Raw genomic sequence first — 15,461 nt, 5'->3', positions numbered from 1 at the left:
CCCAGTGCGCCGCCAACCCACGCTGCCCTTTGCCAGTTGGGCGGATGGTATCGATGCTCAGCCGGGCTTTCCAGGCTTCTGACTTGGGCTGTGATCTCTCGCATAGAGGCCCAAATTCAGCCGCAGTTCGGTGGGCTCAAGGACCACCCGACCGTCTTTGTCCTTGCTGCTGCTCCCGCCTTTGAGCGAGAGATCGCTCTGGACCACCAGGAGGCTCAAGCGCTCCAAACGCCGCAGGAAGTCCAACAGCTGCGGCCCGCTACCGCGGGCGGTCAACAGCACCGAAGTCTTCTTCAAACCTGGGGCAAGGAGAGGATCGCTAGGCGTTTGATCTTCCGCCTTTTTGCTCTTGCCTCGGCTGACGGGTGGCGCGAGAGCTTGCACCGGTTCGTAGCCATCCAGCAGCACGCCCGTCTGGGCTGCCTGTTCACTGAGCTGGGCCAAGAAGGTCGCGAGCTCCCCACTGCCCGCAATCAGCCCCAAGATCTCGGCATTCCTGCGGTCGGCCTGCTGCCGCTGCTGCTCCAGGCTGTCGAGCTGACGGCGCAACAAGGGCAAACGCTCCCGCTGCTCCTCGAGCACAAGCAGTTCCTGCTGATCCGCCTGCAACTGCTGCCAACGGGGCAAGACCGCCACGCCACCCAGTCCGGCAGCGAGCAGCACACCCAGCAGAACGGGTGCCCCCAGCAAGACCTGTTCCCGCCGGAGCTGCAGGTTCACGGCAACACCCCCTTGGACTGCAGCAGTTGCAGCCGCTTCACCAAGCCATCGGACTGCAGGGCCTGGAGCACGGCCAACTGTTGAGCAGGAGTCAGCGACGTGAAGCGCGCGGAGAGCTCCCACTCCACCGGCCCCTCGCCGGCGCCATCGCGCTGCACCTTCACCACCTGAACAGACTCGGGATCAAACAGCGGTGACTGCGACAGCAGCAGGCTCAGCCCATTGACCCGGCGAAAGGCCTGGGGATCAACGGCAACCCCCTTCAGCACCAAGCCGTTGCTCTGGGAGCGGACCTCCGTGAGTTGCACGCCCGCCGGGGTCGCCGCCGAGAGCTGAGTCACCAGGGCCGACCCCGAGGAGACCCCCACCAGGCCCTTGGCCAACCCCTCGCTGCTGCGTTGCAGCTGGGCCTTGGCCCGCCGCACCCGGCCGACCCGGGTCTCCAAGGCCTGCACCTGGACCTTGACTCCGGAGAGTTGCGCCAACGCCGCGCTCACCTGCTGCTGACGCCAGCTGACGGCAGCCAGCACCAGCAGCATCAACGCCAAGACGCCCGCGCCCACGGCCGCGCCCTGCAACAACAAACCCCGAGCCGGGACCATCGGCCCACCGGGCTCCAGCGCACCGCTGGCCCGCCGGCGCTCCTGCAGCAGATCCAGGGGGCCAAGGCGAGCGCTCATGGCTGCACCTCGGCCGCCGCCAGCCCCCAGATCAGCCCCAACGGGACCTCAACGGGATGGCTCAACCCGTTCTCCAACTCACCGGCCGCCAACGGATCCATCCACTCGAGCTCCACCCGCAGGGCCCCTAAACCCGACGCGGGCACAGCCGCTGAGGCCACCACGGCGATCGCGCTCGGCCGCGGAGCACGGCTTTGCCAGTAGCTCAGGCATTGATCGAGCTCGGCCTGCAACGCCTCATGCTCAGCCCAGGGCGGCAAGCGCCACTGCCAGGTCGGAGACCCTTGCTCCAGGCGCAGCAACCAGCTCTGCTCGGGCTCCAGTCCCAACAGCCAGCCGCTCTGCAGCCCAACGCCGCGCAGGGCACAGACCGGAGCGGCCTCCAGGGCATCCAGCCCCAACCCCGCATCGGCAAACACCTCGATCCAGTCCTCCAGCAGGGCCGCCTCCACCGCCACCGAGACACTGCTGCCCGGGCAGGAGGGCAACGGAGCGCGAAGCAGATCGACTGCCGTCTCAGCGGGCCAGGGCAACCGCAGGGCCTCGAGCTCCTTGGGCATCACGGGCAACGCAGCACTGCTCTTGAGCAGACGCAGCTCACTGGCGGCTCCCGGCAGCACAGCCCAGATGCGAGCCCCGGCGTAGCCCCGCTCCACCAGCCAGTCGCCCAACAGATCCGCCAGAGCTTGTCCATTCAGGGGACGTCCCCCAGCGCAGAGCCCCGGCGGCAGGGTCAGTTGATCCAGCCAGGTCAGCCGCCGGCCGCTCAGGACCATCGCGGTGATCGTCTGATCCTGCAGCTCGAGGTAGACGCGCTGGGGAAACAGCCACGCTTGCAAGGGGCCGAGGCGCTCTTGAACTCCTGCGAGCACCACTCGCCTACCGCTTGCTCTAGCCGCAAGCTATCGAGGTTTCAGCTCCAGGGCACCCCAGAGCCAACGGCTTCGCTGATGTTGCGGAAACCGTGGCGATCAAGTTGGGCGCTCAGCCCCTCCAGAATCTCGGGGACCAGGGCCGGTCCGCCGTAGATCCAACCGGTGTAGAGCTGCACCAGGGAGGCTCCAGCGGTGATCCGCTCCCAGGCGGACTCTGGGGAATCGATGCCGCCCACTCCGATCAAGGGCAGGCTGGGACCGGCGGTGACCCGCAAGCGGCGCATCACCTCCAGGGCACGCTGCCGCAGGGGGGCACCACTCAATCCCCCCGCCTCCTCCGCCAAGGTCTTGCCGGTCTGCGCCAGGCGACGCCCCTCGAGGCCAAGGCGATTCAGGCTGGTATTGACCGCAATCACACCGGCCAGGCCCTCCTCGTAGGCCAGGCGGGCAATGGCATCGATGGCATCGTCCTCGAGGTCCGGGGCGATCTTCACCAGCAACGGGGGGCAGGCCGGCAGGCGACGCAACCGCTCCACCAGGCGCCGCAGCTGCACCTCGTCCTGGAGCTCCCGCAACCCAGGGGTATTGGGGGAGCTGACATTGATCACCGCGTAATCAGCCAAGGGCGCTAGCAGCTCCAGGGAGGAGGCGTAGTCGTCTGGAGCCATGTCCAGGGGGGTGACCTTTGACTTGCCCAGGTTGATCCCCAGGACCGCCGGACGCTGACCGGCCGCGGGCAGGGCCTGACGCTCCAGGGTGCGCCGCGCGGCCAAAGCTCCCTGGTTGTTGAACCCCATGCGGTTCAAGGCGGCCCGCTCCTCGGCCAAGCGGAACAAACGGGGCCGGGGATTGCCGGGCTGGGCATGCCAGGTGATGGTCCCCAGTTCGGCAAAGCCAAAGCCAAAGAGATGCCAGATGCCGGCGGCGACAGCGTTCTTGTCAAAGCCAGCCGCCAGGCCGACGGGGTTGAGGAAGCGACAGCCAAAGAGCGTCTGCTCCAGCCTCAGGTCCTTGCGCTGGAGCTCCGCCCCCAGTCCCGCCAGGGAGCTGCTGACCAGGGGCCAGTTACGGCGCAGGCAGGCCTGGCCCAGAGCCTGCAGGGTGAGCTGGCTCAGCTGCTCGGCATCAGCCCCGTCATCGCGGCTGAGCAGGGGGCCCACAAAACGCTGATAAAGCGATCCAGTGCCGACCTCAGCCATCTCGTCGCTCCTCGCCATGGGGCCGCCCTGATCCTGACGCGTCACGGCAAAGACGCCAGCGTCCATCGTCCAGGGGAAGGACCTGCCAATCCCTCCAACGCCAGGGCGCCTCACGCCCCTCCAGGGTCTTCAGGGGCTTCTCCACCAGCTGGGCCAGCTCCATCAGGCTCAGGCCGTACTCGCCCTCGGCCAGACGATCCGCCAGCTCCAGGCGCGTCAGCAGCTGCTGCAAGGCCGGGGGTGCCAGATCAACAGCGGGGGGCGCCGCCACGATCTCGCCTGCCGCCAGGCTGATGGACTGTCCCTTGGAGAAGGCCACTGCGATGACATCGCAGCGGTCGTTATCGGGGTCGCCGCTGTGGCCCTTGACGTAGGTCAGGGGTAAACCCTGGATGCGCGCCGCATCGAGAGACTCCCAGAGATCGCGATTCAGAACTGGACTTCCAGAGGCGGTGCGCCAACCCTTGCGCTTCCAGCCGTTGATCCACTTGCTGAAGCCATCGATCAGGTACTTGGAGTCCGTGCGGATGCTCAGATCCGGGTGCCGAGGCAGGACCGACAACTTCTCCAACAGCGTCAGGGCCGCCGTGAGCTCCATGCGGTTGTTGGTGGTGTTCGCATCAGCTCCGCCAAACTCTTGAACGCTGCCATCGTCAAAACGCAGCAAACAGCCCCAGCCACCGGGACCGGGATTTCCGCTGCAGGCCCCATCACAGGCGGCAGCCACCACCTTGGGCGTATCACTGACCACTGGGCTTGCCCCCCAACATCCGGTACAACACAGCTCTCGTCAGGAGCTCAGGAGACATCCCATGCAGCGAAGCTACCTCCCATGGGCGGGTCTCGCTCTGCTGAGCGCAGGCTTGGTGGGCAGCCAAGCGGCAGCTGGGGTCTTCCAAAGCCAACCGCTCGAGCAACAGCGCCTGGCCGTGCTGGGACAGCCGGTGGGCAGCCAGGGATGGAAGTTGCTCGTGCTGGAGCAGCTGAAGCCCGCGCCGAAGTGCTGGGAGGAACGGCGGGATGGCTTGATTGATCCGGCCCTGAACCGCTTCAACTTCAGCGGAATCTGCAGCCGCTACCTCGACAGCAATGGCTATTCCCTACGGGTGGGTGATGACGATGTCTCCCCCCGCTATCGCCTGCGGCTCGAGAGCCAAGGGAACACCCTGGTGCTGCTGGCCATGTCCGGCAGCCACCCAACGGAGTTGGTCGTGGGCCGTGGCGCGATTCCCCTACGGGACCGGGACGGCTTTGTGGCCCTCAAGCTGGAACCCGGCTGGCAACTCGAACGGCGGATGTACGGCCAGCGCAGCCTGAGCCACGTCTATTTCGCCAACCCCAAGCCCCTGGATGGACTGATCGCCCAAGCGGAACGCAACCAAGCTCGCCCCCCGGCGGCCTACGGGAGCACCAGTCCTGGCAGCGGCCCGATCGCCCTGCAGGTCATCCCCTACGGAGGGCAAACGCCACGATTCTGATCAGGGACAGTTGAGACAGCGGCCGGAACCAGCGGCTTGCTCTTTTCCTCTAGCGGTATGGTTTTCTGTGTGAGGAGTGCGGAACACCACTTCCGGGGTCGAAACGAGGACAGACTCCCAGAAGCGTTCCGGCTCAAAGCCCTGCCTTCGGCGGGGCTTTTTTATTGCTCAGCAACCGCTGCACACAAAAAACCGGCCCCCGAAAGGGCCGGCTGCGTTGAAGGAGTGGGCCGCCGAGGCAGCCCACGGCGGGATCACTTGAGGGAGACCTTGCCGCCGGCCTCTTCGATGGACTTCTTCATCGCTTCAGCGTCGGCCTTGGAAACGCCTTCCTTGACGTTGCAAGGAGCGCCTTCGACAAGAGCCTTGGCTTCGCCCAGACCCAGGCCGGTGGCCTCGCGGACGGCCTTGAGGACCTTGATCTTGGCGGCAGCGTCGAAGCCCTCGAGGTGGACGTCGAACTCGGTCTTCTCTTCAGCAGCTTCAGCAGCACCGCCAGCGGCGGGGGCAGCCATCACGACGCCAGCAGAAGCGGCGGCGGACACACCGAAGGCCTCTTCGATCTGCTTGACAAGCTCAGAGGCTTCCAGCAGGGAGAGGGACTTCAGCTGCTCGAGAATTTGGTCGGTTGTGGCAGACATGGTTGGGAATCAGCAACAGATCTGTGAAAACAGTCGGATCGGAGAGCTCAGCAGAGCAGGCCTCAGTCGGCCTTGCCCTCGCCATCGGCGTGCTGCTTGAGCGCCCGAGCAAGACCGGAAGGAACTTCGTTGATGCCCACAGCAACCTTGGTGGCCACGGCGTTGATCGCACCTGCGATCTGCGCCATGAGCACCTCCTTGGAGGGCAGATCCCCGATCGCCTTGATCTCGGATTGGGAAAGGAGCTTGCCTTCGAAAAGGCCGCCCTTCGTTTCCGATTTCTTGGTGTCCTTCTGGAAGGACTGAACGGCTTTCACCGCACCACCCACGTCGCCCTTAACGAGCACGAAGGCATTGGTGCCGGTGAGGAGGGAATCGAGTTCCGACCAAGCGCTATCGCCATCAATGGCACGGCGCATCAAGGTGTTTTTGGTCACCTTGCACACACCGTTGCTGGCCTGCAGACGGGTCCGCAGATCAGACATTTCCTTGATGGACAGACCCTTGTAATCAAGGACCAGCGCCATTTCGGCCTCGCCAAGGAGCTGCTTCAGCTCTTCGACGATCTGTTGCTTGTTCTCCAGAGTGCGGCCCATGGTTAAGGAACGGATCAGGGGAACAAGCCGGGTACGCAACCCCAGTACCGGTTGGCACTCGAGGGGCTGCGGCTTGCTTTGCCCAACCCGAACTCCCGAGAGAGCCCTGGTGAGAAAAACCGTCGCGGACACCTCGGCAGGGTTTAAGGACTCAAGTTCTGCGAGCAGAACAGGAATTCGACCTGCTGTCTTGGGTAGGGCGCGTAACCCTTCTGGCATTTGCCAGAGAACGAACATACAACAAAGCCCCCGCCGAAGCGGGGGCTTTGAGCAGAGGGACGGGGACGATCAGCCCTCTTGCTTGATGTCCTGCAGTGCAGTCACGTCCACTTCCACGGAAGGACCCATGGTGGAGGTGATGTACAGGCTCTTCCAGTAGCGACCCTTCGCACCGCTGGGCTTGTTGCGGTCGATGGTCTCCTGCAGGGCCTTCAGGTTATCCAGCAGCTTGGCCGCATCAAAGCTGGCCTTACCGAAACGCACGTGGACGATGCCGGTGCGGTCAGCACGGAACTCGAGTTTGCCGGCCTTGAACTCGTTAATGGCAGAGGCCAGGTCGGTCGTGACGGTGCCGGCCTTGGGGTTCGGCATCAGGCCACGGGGGCCGAGGACGCGACCCAGCTTGGCCACCTTGGGCATCATGTCCGGGGTAGCGATCAGTAGATCGAACTCCATCTCACCCTTGGAAATGGTTTCGACCAGATCGTCATCACCGGCCAGATCAGCACCAGCCGCCTTGGCTTCTGCGACCTTTTCACCGCGGGCGATCACAGCGATCCGGATGCTCTGACCGGTGCCGTGGGGCAGCGCAACGGTGGTCCGCAGTTGCTGGTCGGTGTACTTGGGGTCGATCCCGAGACGGGCGTGGGCCTCGACGGTTTCGTCGAACTTGGCGGTGGCGTTGGCCTTCACCAGATCAACGGCCTCTTGCGGGGCGTAGACGCGTTCTTCGACCTTGCCGACGGCGGCGGAGTAGCGCTTGGAGAGTTTGGGCATGTCAGGAATGGGGTGCAAACGAGCTCAAGAGCTCTCCCCCGCTAAGGAACAGAAAGGAATGGATAAGCCGGGATTAACCCGAGGCTCAGTCCTTCACAGCAACGCCCATGTTGCGGGCGGTGCCTTCGATGATGCGCATGGCCGACTCAACGCTGGTGCAGTTGAGGTCAGGCAGCTTGGTCTTGGCGATCTCTTCGAGTTGTGCGCGGCTTATGGCCCCGACAGAACCCTTGGAAGAGGTGGCGGCACCCTTGGCGATTCCGGCTGCCTTCACGATCAGCACGGAAGCGGGAGGGGTCTTGGTGATGAAGGTGAAGCTGCGGTCTTCAAAGACCGAGATCTCCACCGGAATCACGTATCCGGCTTTGTCCTGCGTCCGAGCGTTGTACTCCTTGCAGAACGCCATGATGTTGACGCCGTGCTGACCGAGGGCGGGGCCCACCGGTGGCGCGGGGTTTGCTTTGCCGGCATCGAGCGCCAGCTTGATCACAGCTACAACTTTTTTTGCCATCGTCCTGGCGTCTTGAGCAATCTGCGGATCCGCGACCCTAGGGCAGCGTGTGCGGCGGACTCCGGAAACCGAAGCACCGCCTTAGGCCGCCCTCCGCAGGGAGACGGCCGCACGGCAATCAGCTTTGTTTGCTGATCTGAGAGAACTCGAGTTCCACCGGTGTTTCCCGGCCGAAGATCGAGAGCAAGGCCTTGAGCTTGTTGCGATCGCCAGACACCTCGATGACTTCGCCCTGGAAGTCTTTGAAGGGACCTGCCGTCACCAAAATTTGATCGCCTTCGGCGAGATCCACCTTCACTACAGGCTTCTTCTCGGCAGCCCGCTTGAAGATGCGATCCACCTCCTGGCGGCTGAGGGGACGAGGCTTGATGTGACCGCGAACCTTGCCGGTGGCACGGCGATCCTCCGCACCCACGAAATTGATCACGTTGGGGGTGCTCCGAACCGCCATCATCGTGTCTTCATCGAGGACCATCCGAACCAGGACGTAACCCGGGAACACCTTTTCTTCGGTGCTCGTGCGGCTGCCGTCTTTCTTGAGCTTGACCGCAGGGGTCTGGGGGATTTCGATCTCGAGAATGCGGTTATCAACGCCGAGGGTGACGGCCCGCTGCTCAAGGGTGGCCTTGACTTTTTTCTCGCAGCTAGAGGCCACCTGAACGGCATACCAACGGGCAATCGGAGCCCGGCCTTCAGCGGCAACACCCGCGGGTTCAGCGTCGGCAGCCAGATCCGCCGCGGCGAATTCTTCAGTGGTCAAGTCGACGTCGGACACGGGCAAAGGGAAGAGAGGGCGAAAAATTCAGCGGGTCAGCGGAACACCTGGGCGCTTCCCCAGCTGTAGAAGCGATCGATGGCTGCAATCGCGAAGGCCGAAATGGTGACCATCAAGATCACCGCGACTGATTCACCAAACAGCTGCTGACGGCTCGGCCAAACCACCTTGCGCAGCTCAGCGACGGTGTCCGCCACAAAGCCGGTTTTGACCGGTTCAGCGGCGGCAGCTTCGTCGGGAGTGACTTGTGGTTCGGTCTGAGATTCCACGGATGAAGATTCCACAGGGGAAATCAGGCAAAGCCTCATAGGCAGAGCACGAAGCCTGCTGAGCCTTCAGCGGGCCGCGCGGCGTTTGAGCCCACGCGCCGGCAAACAAACACCCTAACGGATGTCCTACTCAGGGCCTGAGATGGGTTTGAAGCAAAGCGCTTGCCCTCCCTCCCCGAGGCTGACCTGAACGGCCGATGCCCCGAGGAAGCGCTCTTCGAGCAACTGGGTCGCCAAGGGGTTCTCGATCTGACGCCGCAGCAGGCGGCGGAGGGGCCGGGCTCCGTATTCCGGCTCGTAGCCCTGTTCCGCCAGCCACGCCACGACCGGCTCATCCACCTGTAGAGCCAGTCCCTGCTCCTGCAGCAACTGAGCCAACTCCACCACCTGCAAACGCACAATCCGCTGCAGATCGGCCGGCCCCAAGGGTTGGAAGCGAATGACCTCATCGATGCGATTGAGGAATTCCGGTCTGAACTGGCTCGCCAGGGCCCGCTCGACCTGCTCTTCCAGTGCCGGAGCGTCGGTCTGACCGCGGGCGGCGTCCAGGATCGCCCGGCTGGCCAGGTTGCTGGTCATGACCACCACGGTGTGGCGGAAGTCGACCGTGCGGCCCTGGGAATCGGTCAGGCGGCCGTCATCAAGCACCTGCAGCAGCACGTTGAAGACATCCGGATGAGCCTTCTCCACCTCATCGAGGAGCAGCACCGCATAGGGACGCCGCCGGACGGCTTCGGTGAGCTGGCCACCCTCCTCGTAGCCGACGTAGCCCGGAGGAGCTCCGAGCAGGCGGGCCACAGCATTGCGCTCCATGAACTCGCTCATGTCCAGGCGCACCAGGGCCTCTTCCTCATCGAAGAGGGAGGCCGCCAGAGCTTTGGCCAATTCGGTCTTACCCACACCGGTGGGGCCCAGGAACAGGAACGAGCCCACGGGACGGCGGGGATCCTTCATGCCAGCGCGAGCGCGACGAATCGCCGCGGCCACCGCCCCCACGGGCTCCCCTTGACCGATCACCCGCTGCGCCAGGCGCTGCTCGAGCTCCAGCAGCTTCTGACGCTCACCCGCCATCAAGCGCTGAACCGGGATACCCGTCCAGCGGGCCACCACATCAGCGATGTCCCCCTCCTCCACTTGTTCCCGCAGCAGGGACTGCCCGCTCTGCTGACTGGCCTGGAGTTGCTCCTCCAATTCGCTGCGGCGCTGCTGCACGCCATGCAGCTGGTCGTACTGAAGCCGGGCCGCTTCCTCGAGATCGCCATCCCGTTCGGCCTCGGCCATCTGCAGCCGCAGGGCTTCGTCGTCGGCGAGGAGCTGACGCAACTCCGCCAACTGCTCCCGCTCCGCTGACCAGCGCTCCTGCAAACCCTGCAGGGTCTCGCTGACCTGCCGGCGCTGTTGCTGCAGCGCCACCCGTTCGGCTTCTGGGGCACTCTCCGCAGAGAGCAGGGCCAACTCAACCCGACGCAGGTCGCTCTCGGCCTCCTCCACCAGACGCGGCTTCGAGGTGACCTCCATCCGCAGCTGGGCAGCCGCCTCATCGATCAGATCGATGGCGGAATCCGGCAGACAGCGATCGGAGATGTAGCGATCCGCCAGGCGGGCCGAGGCCACAACGGCGCCATCGGTGATGGCCACCCCGTGGTGCAGCTCGTAACGCTCCTTCAAGCCCCGCAGAATCAGGGTGCTCTCCTCCAGGCTGGGCTCCTTGATCAGGACCTGCTGAAAACGCCGGTTGAGGGCGGGATCCTTCTCAACAGTGCGGCTGTATTCCTCAGGGGTGGTGGCGCCGATACAGCGCAAGTCGCCCCGGGCCAAGGCGGGTTTAAGGATGCTGCCGGCATCGCTGTTGGAGCGCTCCGGCCCGACAACGTTATGGAGCTCGTCAATAAAAAGAATCACGCCGCCCGCCTCAGCGCCCTCGGCCTCGCGCACCTCCTTGAGCACGCTGCGCAGGCGCTCTTCAAATTGACCGCGGAACTTCGCGCCGGCGATCAGGGCCCCCAGATCCAGGGACACAAGACGCTGACCCTTGAGGGCATCGGGCACTTCCCCAGCGACGATCCGCTGCGCCAACAGCTCAGCAATGGCTGTCTTGCCCACGCCGGGCTCCCCGATCAAGACCGGGTTGTTCTTGCCGCGGCGCGAGAGCACCTGCATGAGGCGCCGGATTTCGGTATCGCGTCCAATGACTGGATCCAGATCGCCCGCCCGGGCGGCAGCTGTGAGATCCCGTCCAAACTGCTCAAGGGCCGCGGGCTCCTGCTCAAGCTTGAGGCCGTTTTCGCTGCTGGGGGTCGCCTCAATCGCTGGCGCACTGCGGGAGGGGCGCTCCGGAGCAGCTGGCTCCACCACTGGTTGCGGTGGGGCACTGGGCGCCGGTGCCGGCCTGGGAACGGAACGACGCAGATCTTCGGGAGCCAGCCCCTGCTGCTGCAACAGGGGCCCCGCGATGCGGCGATCGTCCAGTAGGGCCGCCAGAAGATGGGGGACATCGAGAAAGCGGGAACCCCATTGGCCCCGCTGGCGATCGGCCTCCTCCAGGAGCAGTTCCAGGTCCTCACCGACAAAGAGGTCCCTGGCACTGCTGGTGGGTTGGTCAGCACAGAAGTCATCCAGCTGATCCAGCAGACGGGAGGAATCGAGCGGCAGGGGATCGACCCAGGTGGCGTAGCGCTCGTCATTCAGCAGCACCTGCAGGAGGTGCTCGACATTCATCTCGCCGTGACGCCAGCGACGGGCCTGCTCTTGGCTGGCCAGCAGCAGGTCCCAGCCGGCATCGCTGAAGCGATCAGGAACCGTGGTGAGGCTGGCGGGGCCAGCGGCGTAGGAATCAGGCCGCATGGGCGCGAGAGCTCATCTCAATCAGTTCAACCTTGTAGCCATCTGGGTCCTCGACGAAGGCAATCACGGTGGTGCCGTTCTTCATCGGGCCCGGTTCACGCACCACATTCCCCCCCTTGGCGCGGATCTGGTCGCAGACGCCCACGATGTCGTCCACGCCCAGGGCGATGTGGCCATAGCCGCTACCGATGTCGTAGCTGCTGGTGTCCCAGTTGTGGGTGAGCTCGAGGACCGTGGTGTCGCTTTCCTCTCCGTACCCCACAAAAGCCAGGGTGAAACGGCCGCCGGGATAGTCCTTGCGACGCAGCAGCCGCATCCCAAGAATCTCGGTGTAGAACGCGATCGAGCGCTCCAGGTCGCCGACCCGCAGCATGGTGTGGAGAAGGCGCATCCGGACTGCTCTTGACGGCCGCATTCTGACCAAAGTCAGCCGATTGGTGCCAACGGTGACCAAGGCCCCCGGCAGGGCGACCCATAAGATCCCTGCAAGGACTCATGTTGTGCGTTAGGCCGCTGTGATCGACACCCTCGACCTCGTCATCGACACCATCGTGGCCCGGGAGGTTCTCGATTCCCGTGGCACACCGACTGTGGAAGCCGAGGTGATGCTCGAGGGCGGAGCCAGTGGCCGCGCCATTGTTCCCAGTGGCGCCAGCACAGGTGCCCACGAAGCCTGCGAACTGCGGGATGGCGGCAGCCGCTACTGCGGCAAGGGTGTGCTGCAGGCCGTCAGCAACGTCGAAGAAAAAATTGCTCCGGCCCTTTGCGGCCTGAGCGCCCTGGACCAGGGCACCGTTGACGCCGCGATGCTGGAGCTCGACGGCAGCGACAACAAAAGCGCCCTGGGCGCTAACGCGATCCTGGCGGTGAGCCTGGCCACGGCCCGGGCGGCAGCGAACGGGGTCGGTCTGCCCCTCTACCGCTATCTGGGCGGCCCAATGGCCAACCTGCTGCCGGTGCCGTTGATGAACGTGATCAACGGCGGCGCCCACGCGGCCAACAGCCTGGACTTTCAGGAGTTCATGCTCGTGCCCCACGGCGCCCCCACCTTCCGAGAGGCGCTGCGGATGGGCACCGAGGTGTTCCACACCCTCAAGGGCCTGCTCAAGGACAAGGGCCTGAGCACGGCCGTTGGCGACGAAGGCGGCTTTGCCCCCGACCTTGGCAACATCGAAGCCGGCGATCTGCTGGTGCAAGCGATCGAGAAAGCCGGCTACCGCCCTGGCGATCAGATCTCCCTGGCCCTGGACGTGGCCAGCACCGAGTTCTTCAAGGACGGCCGCTACGCCTTCGATGGCGGCAACTACACCAGCGCTGAGATGGTCGACCAGCTGGCCGCCCTGGTGAACCGCTTCCCGATCACCTCCATCGAAGACGGCGTCGCCGAAGACGACTGGGAAGGCTGGGCCCTGCTGACCGAGAAGCTCGGCAAGACCGTTCAGCTGGTGGGTGACGACCTGTTCGTGACCAACAGCGCCCGTCTGCAACGCGGCATCGACCTGGGCGTGGCCAACTCGATCCTGATCAAGGTCAACCAGATCGGCACCCTGACCGAGACCCTCCAGGCCATCGACCTGGCTGGCCGCGCTGGCTACACCAGCGTGATCTCCCACCGCTCCGGTGAGACCGAAGACACCACGATTGCCGACCTGGCGGTGGCCACCCGCGCCGGCCAAATCAAGACCGGTTCGCTGAGCCGCAGCGAGCGGGTCGCCAAGTACAACCAACTGCTCCGTATCGAAGACGAACTGGGCAGCCAGGCCGTCTTCGCCGGTGCCGAGGACCGCGGCCCCCGCGGCAAGGCCTGAAGCCCTAGGCAGTCAGGTTCCTTTCAACAGAGCATGATCCCGGGACCTGCACCGCCAGGCCCCGGGATTTTTTGTTGCGGGGCTTAGGGATTGCCGAGCTTGTCGATACGCGCGTCGCGCTTGAGGCGGGCCTGCAACTTCACCCAGCTCAAGCCGACTGGAATGGCGGCGACAACGGGAACAATCGTCAGAACAGGTCTGGTGCTGGCCGCCAACATGGCCGCAGCCACGGTCAGGGCCCCGAGCAGCACCGATTGGCCCGCGCTCTGCTGGCTCAGGGCTAGACGGCGAAGCAGGCGATCGGTTTCACCGGCTCGAATCTGAACTTGGAGATCCCCCTGCTCGATGCGACTGAGGCTGTCCTCCAGACGCTGGGGAAGGCCGAGGGCACGGCTGCCCACCTCCACCGCCTGGCGACCCAACTGATTGAAGAGATCGTTGGGGCCGTTGCCACTGGCGGTCATGAGCGGAAGCAGATAGGGACGGGCGATGGCCACGAGGCTAAAGCTGGGATCCAGGCTGCGGCCGACTCCCTCGAAGGTGGAGAGGGCCCGCATCACAAAGATCAGCTCCGGGGGCAGGCGGAAGGGCTGCCCATAGACCAACTCGTAGAGATCCCCCGAGAGTTTGTCGAGGACGTTGGCGGAGAACGGGGGCGTCAGGGCCTCCGCGAGCATGACGCGGACGAGGCGGCGGACCGGACCGGGGTCAATGTCGGAGGCGATCACACCCGCGGCCTGGAGCTCACGCACCAGGCTCGAGGCGTCGCGGGCAGCAGCGGCGGTCACCATCCGTCCCAGGCGACTGCGAAGCCGCTGAGACAAGGTCCCGACCATGCCGAAGTCGTAGTAGATGAGGGCCCCATCACGGGCCACCGCCAAATTCCCGGGATGGGGATCGGCATGGAAGAAGCCAAAGCGGACCAGCTGCTGCAGGTAACTGGCGGCTCCTTTTTCTGCGACCGCCGACGGATCGATGCCGGCATCAAGCAGGGCCTGACGGTCGTTGATTTTGATCCCAGGGACGTAGTCGAGGCAGAGCACCCGGCGGGTGGTGAGCTCCCAGACCACCGCTGGGATCCGAATGCCCGGGTCATCGAGAAATTGCTGCCGGAAGCGGGCGGCATGCTCGGCCTCTAGACGGAAGTCGAGCTCACGCAGGAGCACACGGCGACATTCCTGAGCGATGGAGACCCAATCGCGACCCACGCCCCACTGGGGATGGCGCTGCAGCACCGCAGCCACCTGTTGCATGACCTCAAGATCGAGGCGGAAGAGGCGCTCAAGACCGGGGCGCTGGATCTTGAAGACCACCTGCCGGCCACTACGGAGGCTGGCGCGATGAACCTGGGCCAGGCTGGCGGCCCCGAGGGGTTGCTCCTCGATATCGATGATCTCAGCGCAGCGCTCACCCAGCTCCTGCTCCAGCAGTGCCTGGGCCGTATCGAAGGAGAAAGCCGGGACGCTGTCCTGAAGCCTCGAGAGTTCTTCGACCCAACTGGCCGGCAACACATCCGGCCTAGCCGAGAGAAGCTGACCGAGCTTGATGAAGGCCGAACCCAGCTCCAGCAACTGGGCCGTGAGCCAACGGGCACGGCGCTTCTGCCGCCGCTCTTGCCGCTCCTGGGTGACACCACCTGGATAGCTCCAGGCCTGCGCATCCCACCAGAGGAAGAGCAACAACTGAAGAACAGCGCCCCAGATCCGTAGGGAGCGAAGCGCGCTCGCCAGAGCAGGTCTCAGGAGGCGCATCAAGCGGGCTCCTCGAGACGGCGGGCCAACCGCGTGACCTGAGCACGAAGCTGATCGATCTGTTGCTGGGGATCAGCCGGTGGCGAGGAGGAGGCCGTCGAGGAATCGGCCGCCGGCTGATCCTGCTCACCATGCTCGAGCCGTTGGGCTTCTAGCTCCACCTCTTCTTTGAACAGATCCCATTCCTGACGTAATCGCTCAGGGGCGTCCTGAGCCAAAACCGCAAACCCAGCGGCGGCATCGGCCAGACCACTGCCCAGGCGGGCACTCAGACGATTAAGGGCCGCCTGAACCAGGGTCTGAGGCTCACTCATGGCC

The 15,461-nt window shown here is 64.7% G+C and carries 17 protein-coding genes; 2 read left to right on the top strand and 15 right to left on the bottom strand.

Annotated elements, in window-relative coordinates; translation table 11 throughout:
- Positions 1-57: 57 nt before the first annotated feature.
- The 5 genes from MY494_RS09520 to MY494_RS09500 are packed head-to-tail and all read right to left on the bottom strand — an operon-like array spanning position 58 to position 4,201.
- Positions 58-720 (bottom strand): hypothetical protein, encoded by a 663-nt coding sequence (locus MY494_RS09520; protein WP_247910012.1) that lies wholly within the window; start codon positions 718-720, stop codon positions 58-60.
- Positions 717-1,400 carry a PilN domain-containing protein gene (locus tag MY494_RS09515; RefSeq protein ID WP_247910011.1) on the bottom strand — a complete coding sequence of 228 codons (684 nt, stop codon included), beginning with the start codon at positions 1,398-1,400 and terminating at the stop codon, positions 717-719. The genes MY494_RS09520 and MY494_RS09515 overlap by 4 nt, the downstream gene beginning before the upstream one ends.
- Positions 1,397-2,275, bottom strand: a complete 879-nt coding sequence (locus tag MY494_RS09510; protein ID WP_247910010.1) for a hypothetical protein — start codon at positions 2,273-2,275, stop codon at positions 1,397-1,399. Before MY494_RS09510 ends, MY494_RS09515 begins: the two co-directional genes overlap by 4 nt.
- Positions 2,276-2,313: 38 nt before the next feature.
- Positions 2,314-3,474, bottom strand: a complete 1,161-nt coding sequence (locus MY494_RS09505) for a quinone-dependent dihydroorotate dehydrogenase (protein WP_247910009.1) — start codon at positions 3,472-3,474, stop codon at positions 2,314-2,316.
- Positions 3,467-4,201 (bottom strand): ribonuclease H, encoded by a 735-nt coding sequence (locus MY494_RS09500; protein ID WP_247910008.1) that lies wholly within the window; start codon positions 4,199-4,201, stop codon positions 3,467-3,469. Before MY494_RS09500 ends, MY494_RS09505 begins: the two co-directional genes overlap by 8 nt.
- A gap of 85 nt (positions 4,202-4,286) precedes the next feature.
- On the opposite strand from MY494_RS09500, the gene MY494_RS09495 reads away from it, so the two are divergent.
- Positions 4,287-4,952, top strand: coding sequence for a DUF3747 domain-containing protein (locus MY494_RS09495; RefSeq protein ID WP_247910007.1), 666 nt, complete (start codon positions 4,287-4,289; stop codon positions 4,950-4,952).
- A 254-nt stretch (positions 4,953-5,206) separates the two neighbouring features.
- Here the strand turns inward: MY494_RS09495 and rplL are convergent, their stop codons facing one another.
- The 8 genes from rplL to gloA all read right to left on the bottom strand — a co-directional run bounded on the left by rplL (position 5,207) and on the right by gloA (position 11,975).
- The gene (gene rplL / locus MY494_RS09490) at positions 5,207-5,593 is read right to left on the bottom strand and encodes a 50S ribosomal protein L7/L12 (protein ID WP_247910006.1); all 387 of its coding nucleotides are present in this window, start codon (positions 5,591-5,593) and stop codon (positions 5,207-5,209) included.
- A 62-nt stretch (positions 5,594-5,655) separates the two neighbouring features.
- Positions 5,656-6,189, bottom strand: a complete 534-nt coding sequence (gene rplJ / locus MY494_RS09485) for a 50S ribosomal protein L10 (protein ID WP_247910005.1) — start codon at positions 6,187-6,189, stop codon at positions 5,656-5,658.
- A 288-nt stretch (positions 6,190-6,477) separates the two neighbouring features.
- Positions 6,478-7,185 carry a 50S ribosomal protein L1 gene (rplA, locus tag MY494_RS09480; RefSeq protein WP_247910004.1) on the bottom strand — a complete coding sequence of 236 codons (708 nt, stop codon included), beginning with the start codon at positions 7,183-7,185 and terminating at the stop codon, positions 6,478-6,480.
- Positions 7,186-7,270: 85 nt separating this feature from the next.
- Positions 7,271-7,696: a 50S ribosomal protein L11 gene (gene rplK / locus MY494_RS09475; protein ID WP_010313529.1), complete on the bottom strand. Its 426-nt coding sequence runs from the start codon at positions 7,694-7,696 to the stop codon at positions 7,271-7,273.
- Between the two features lie 118 nt (positions 7,697-7,814).
- A complete protein-coding gene (gene nusG / locus MY494_RS09470; RefSeq protein WP_371820591.1) occupies positions 7,815-8,471 on the bottom strand; it encodes a transcription termination/antitermination protein NusG in 657 nt (218 codons plus the stop codon).
- A 35-nt stretch (positions 8,472-8,506) separates the two neighbouring features.
- Positions 8,507-8,740, bottom strand: a complete 234-nt coding sequence (secE, locus tag MY494_RS09465) for a preprotein translocase subunit SecE (RefSeq protein WP_371820590.1) — start codon at positions 8,738-8,740, stop codon at positions 8,507-8,509.
- Between the two features lie 126 nt (positions 8,741-8,866).
- Positions 8,867-11,584: an ATP-dependent Clp protease ATP-binding subunit gene (locus tag MY494_RS09460; protein WP_247910002.1), complete on the bottom strand. Its 2,718-nt coding sequence runs from the start codon at positions 11,582-11,584 to the stop codon at positions 8,867-8,869.
- Positions 11,574-11,975, bottom strand: a complete 402-nt coding sequence (gloA, locus tag MY494_RS09455; protein WP_247910001.1) for a lactoylglutathione lyase — start codon at positions 11,973-11,975, stop codon at positions 11,574-11,576. Before gloA ends, MY494_RS09460 begins: the two co-directional genes overlap by 11 nt.
- A gap of 124 nt (positions 11,976-12,099) precedes the next feature.
- Between gloA and eno the strand changes: the two genes are divergently transcribed.
- Positions 12,100-13,392 carry a phosphopyruvate hydratase gene (gene eno / locus MY494_RS09450; protein WP_247910000.1) on the top strand — a complete coding sequence of 431 codons (1,293 nt, stop codon included), beginning with the start codon at positions 12,100-12,102 and terminating at the stop codon, positions 13,390-13,392.
- 83 nt (positions 13,393-13,475) lie between these two features.
- Here eno and MY494_RS09445 read toward each other — a convergent pair whose 3' ends face one another.
- Positions 13,476-15,143, bottom strand: a complete 1,668-nt coding sequence (locus tag MY494_RS09445) for an AarF/ABC1/UbiB kinase family protein (RefSeq protein ID WP_247909999.1) — start codon at positions 15,141-15,143, stop codon at positions 13,476-13,478.
- Entirely contained in the window at positions 15,143-15,457 is a 315-nt protein-coding gene (locus MY494_RS09440) for a hypothetical protein (protein WP_247909998.1), read from the bottom strand. The genes MY494_RS09445 and MY494_RS09440 overlap by 1 nt, the downstream gene beginning before the upstream one ends.
- Positions 15,458-15,461: the final 4 nt, after the last annotated feature.

Source organism: Synechococcus sp. A10-1-5-1, assembly GCF_023115425.1.
Classification (GTDB): Bacteria; Cyanobacteriota; Cyanobacteriia; order PCC-6307; family Cyanobiaceae; genus Vulcanococcus.
The sequence above is the reverse complement of the archived record's forward strand: the minus strand, read 5'-3'. Positions and strand labels throughout refer to the sequence as shown.

Coding starts and splice junctions, on each gene's coding strand:
- MY494_RS09515 (WP_247910011.1), bottom strand. CDS start 1,400: ATGAGCGCTCGCCTTGGCCCCCTGGATCTGCTGCAGGAGCGCCGGCGG.
- MY494_RS09505 (WP_247910009.1), bottom strand. CDS start 3,474: ATGGCTGAGGTCGGCACTGGATCGCTTTATCAGCGTTTTGTGGGCCCC.
- MY494_RS09495 (WP_247910007.1), top strand. CDS start 4,287: ATGCAGCGAAGCTACCTCCCATGGGCGGGTCTCGCTCTGCTGAGCGCA.
- rplL (WP_247910006.1), bottom strand. CDS start 5,593: ATGTCTGCCACAACCGACCAAATTCTCGAGCAGCTGAAGTCCCTCTCC.
- rplJ (WP_247910005.1), bottom strand. CDS start 6,189: ATGGGCCGCACTCTGGAGAACAAGCAACAGATCGTCGAAGAGCTGAAG.
- rplA (WP_247910004.1), bottom strand. CDS start 7,185: ATGCCCAAACTCTCCAAGCGCTACTCCGCCGCCGTCGGCAAGGTCGAA.
- rplK (WP_010313529.1), bottom strand. CDS start 7,696: ATGGCAAAAAAAGTTGTAGCTGTGATCAAGCTGGCGCTCGATGCCGGC.
- MY494_RS09460 (WP_247910002.1), bottom strand. CDS start 11,584: ATGCGGCCTGATTCCTACGCCGCTGGCCCCGCCAGCCTCACCACGGTT.
- gloA (WP_247910001.1), bottom strand. CDS start 11,975: ATGCGCCTTCTCCACACCATGCTGCGGGTCGGCGACCTGGAGCGCTCG.
- MY494_RS09445 (WP_247909999.1), bottom strand. CDS start 15,143: ATGCGCCTCCTGAGACCTGCTCTGGCGAGCGCGCTTCGCTCCCTACGG.
- MY494_RS09440 (WP_247909998.1), bottom strand. CDS start 15,457: ATGAGTGAGCCTCAGACCCTGGTTCAGGCGGCCCTTAATCGTCTGAGT.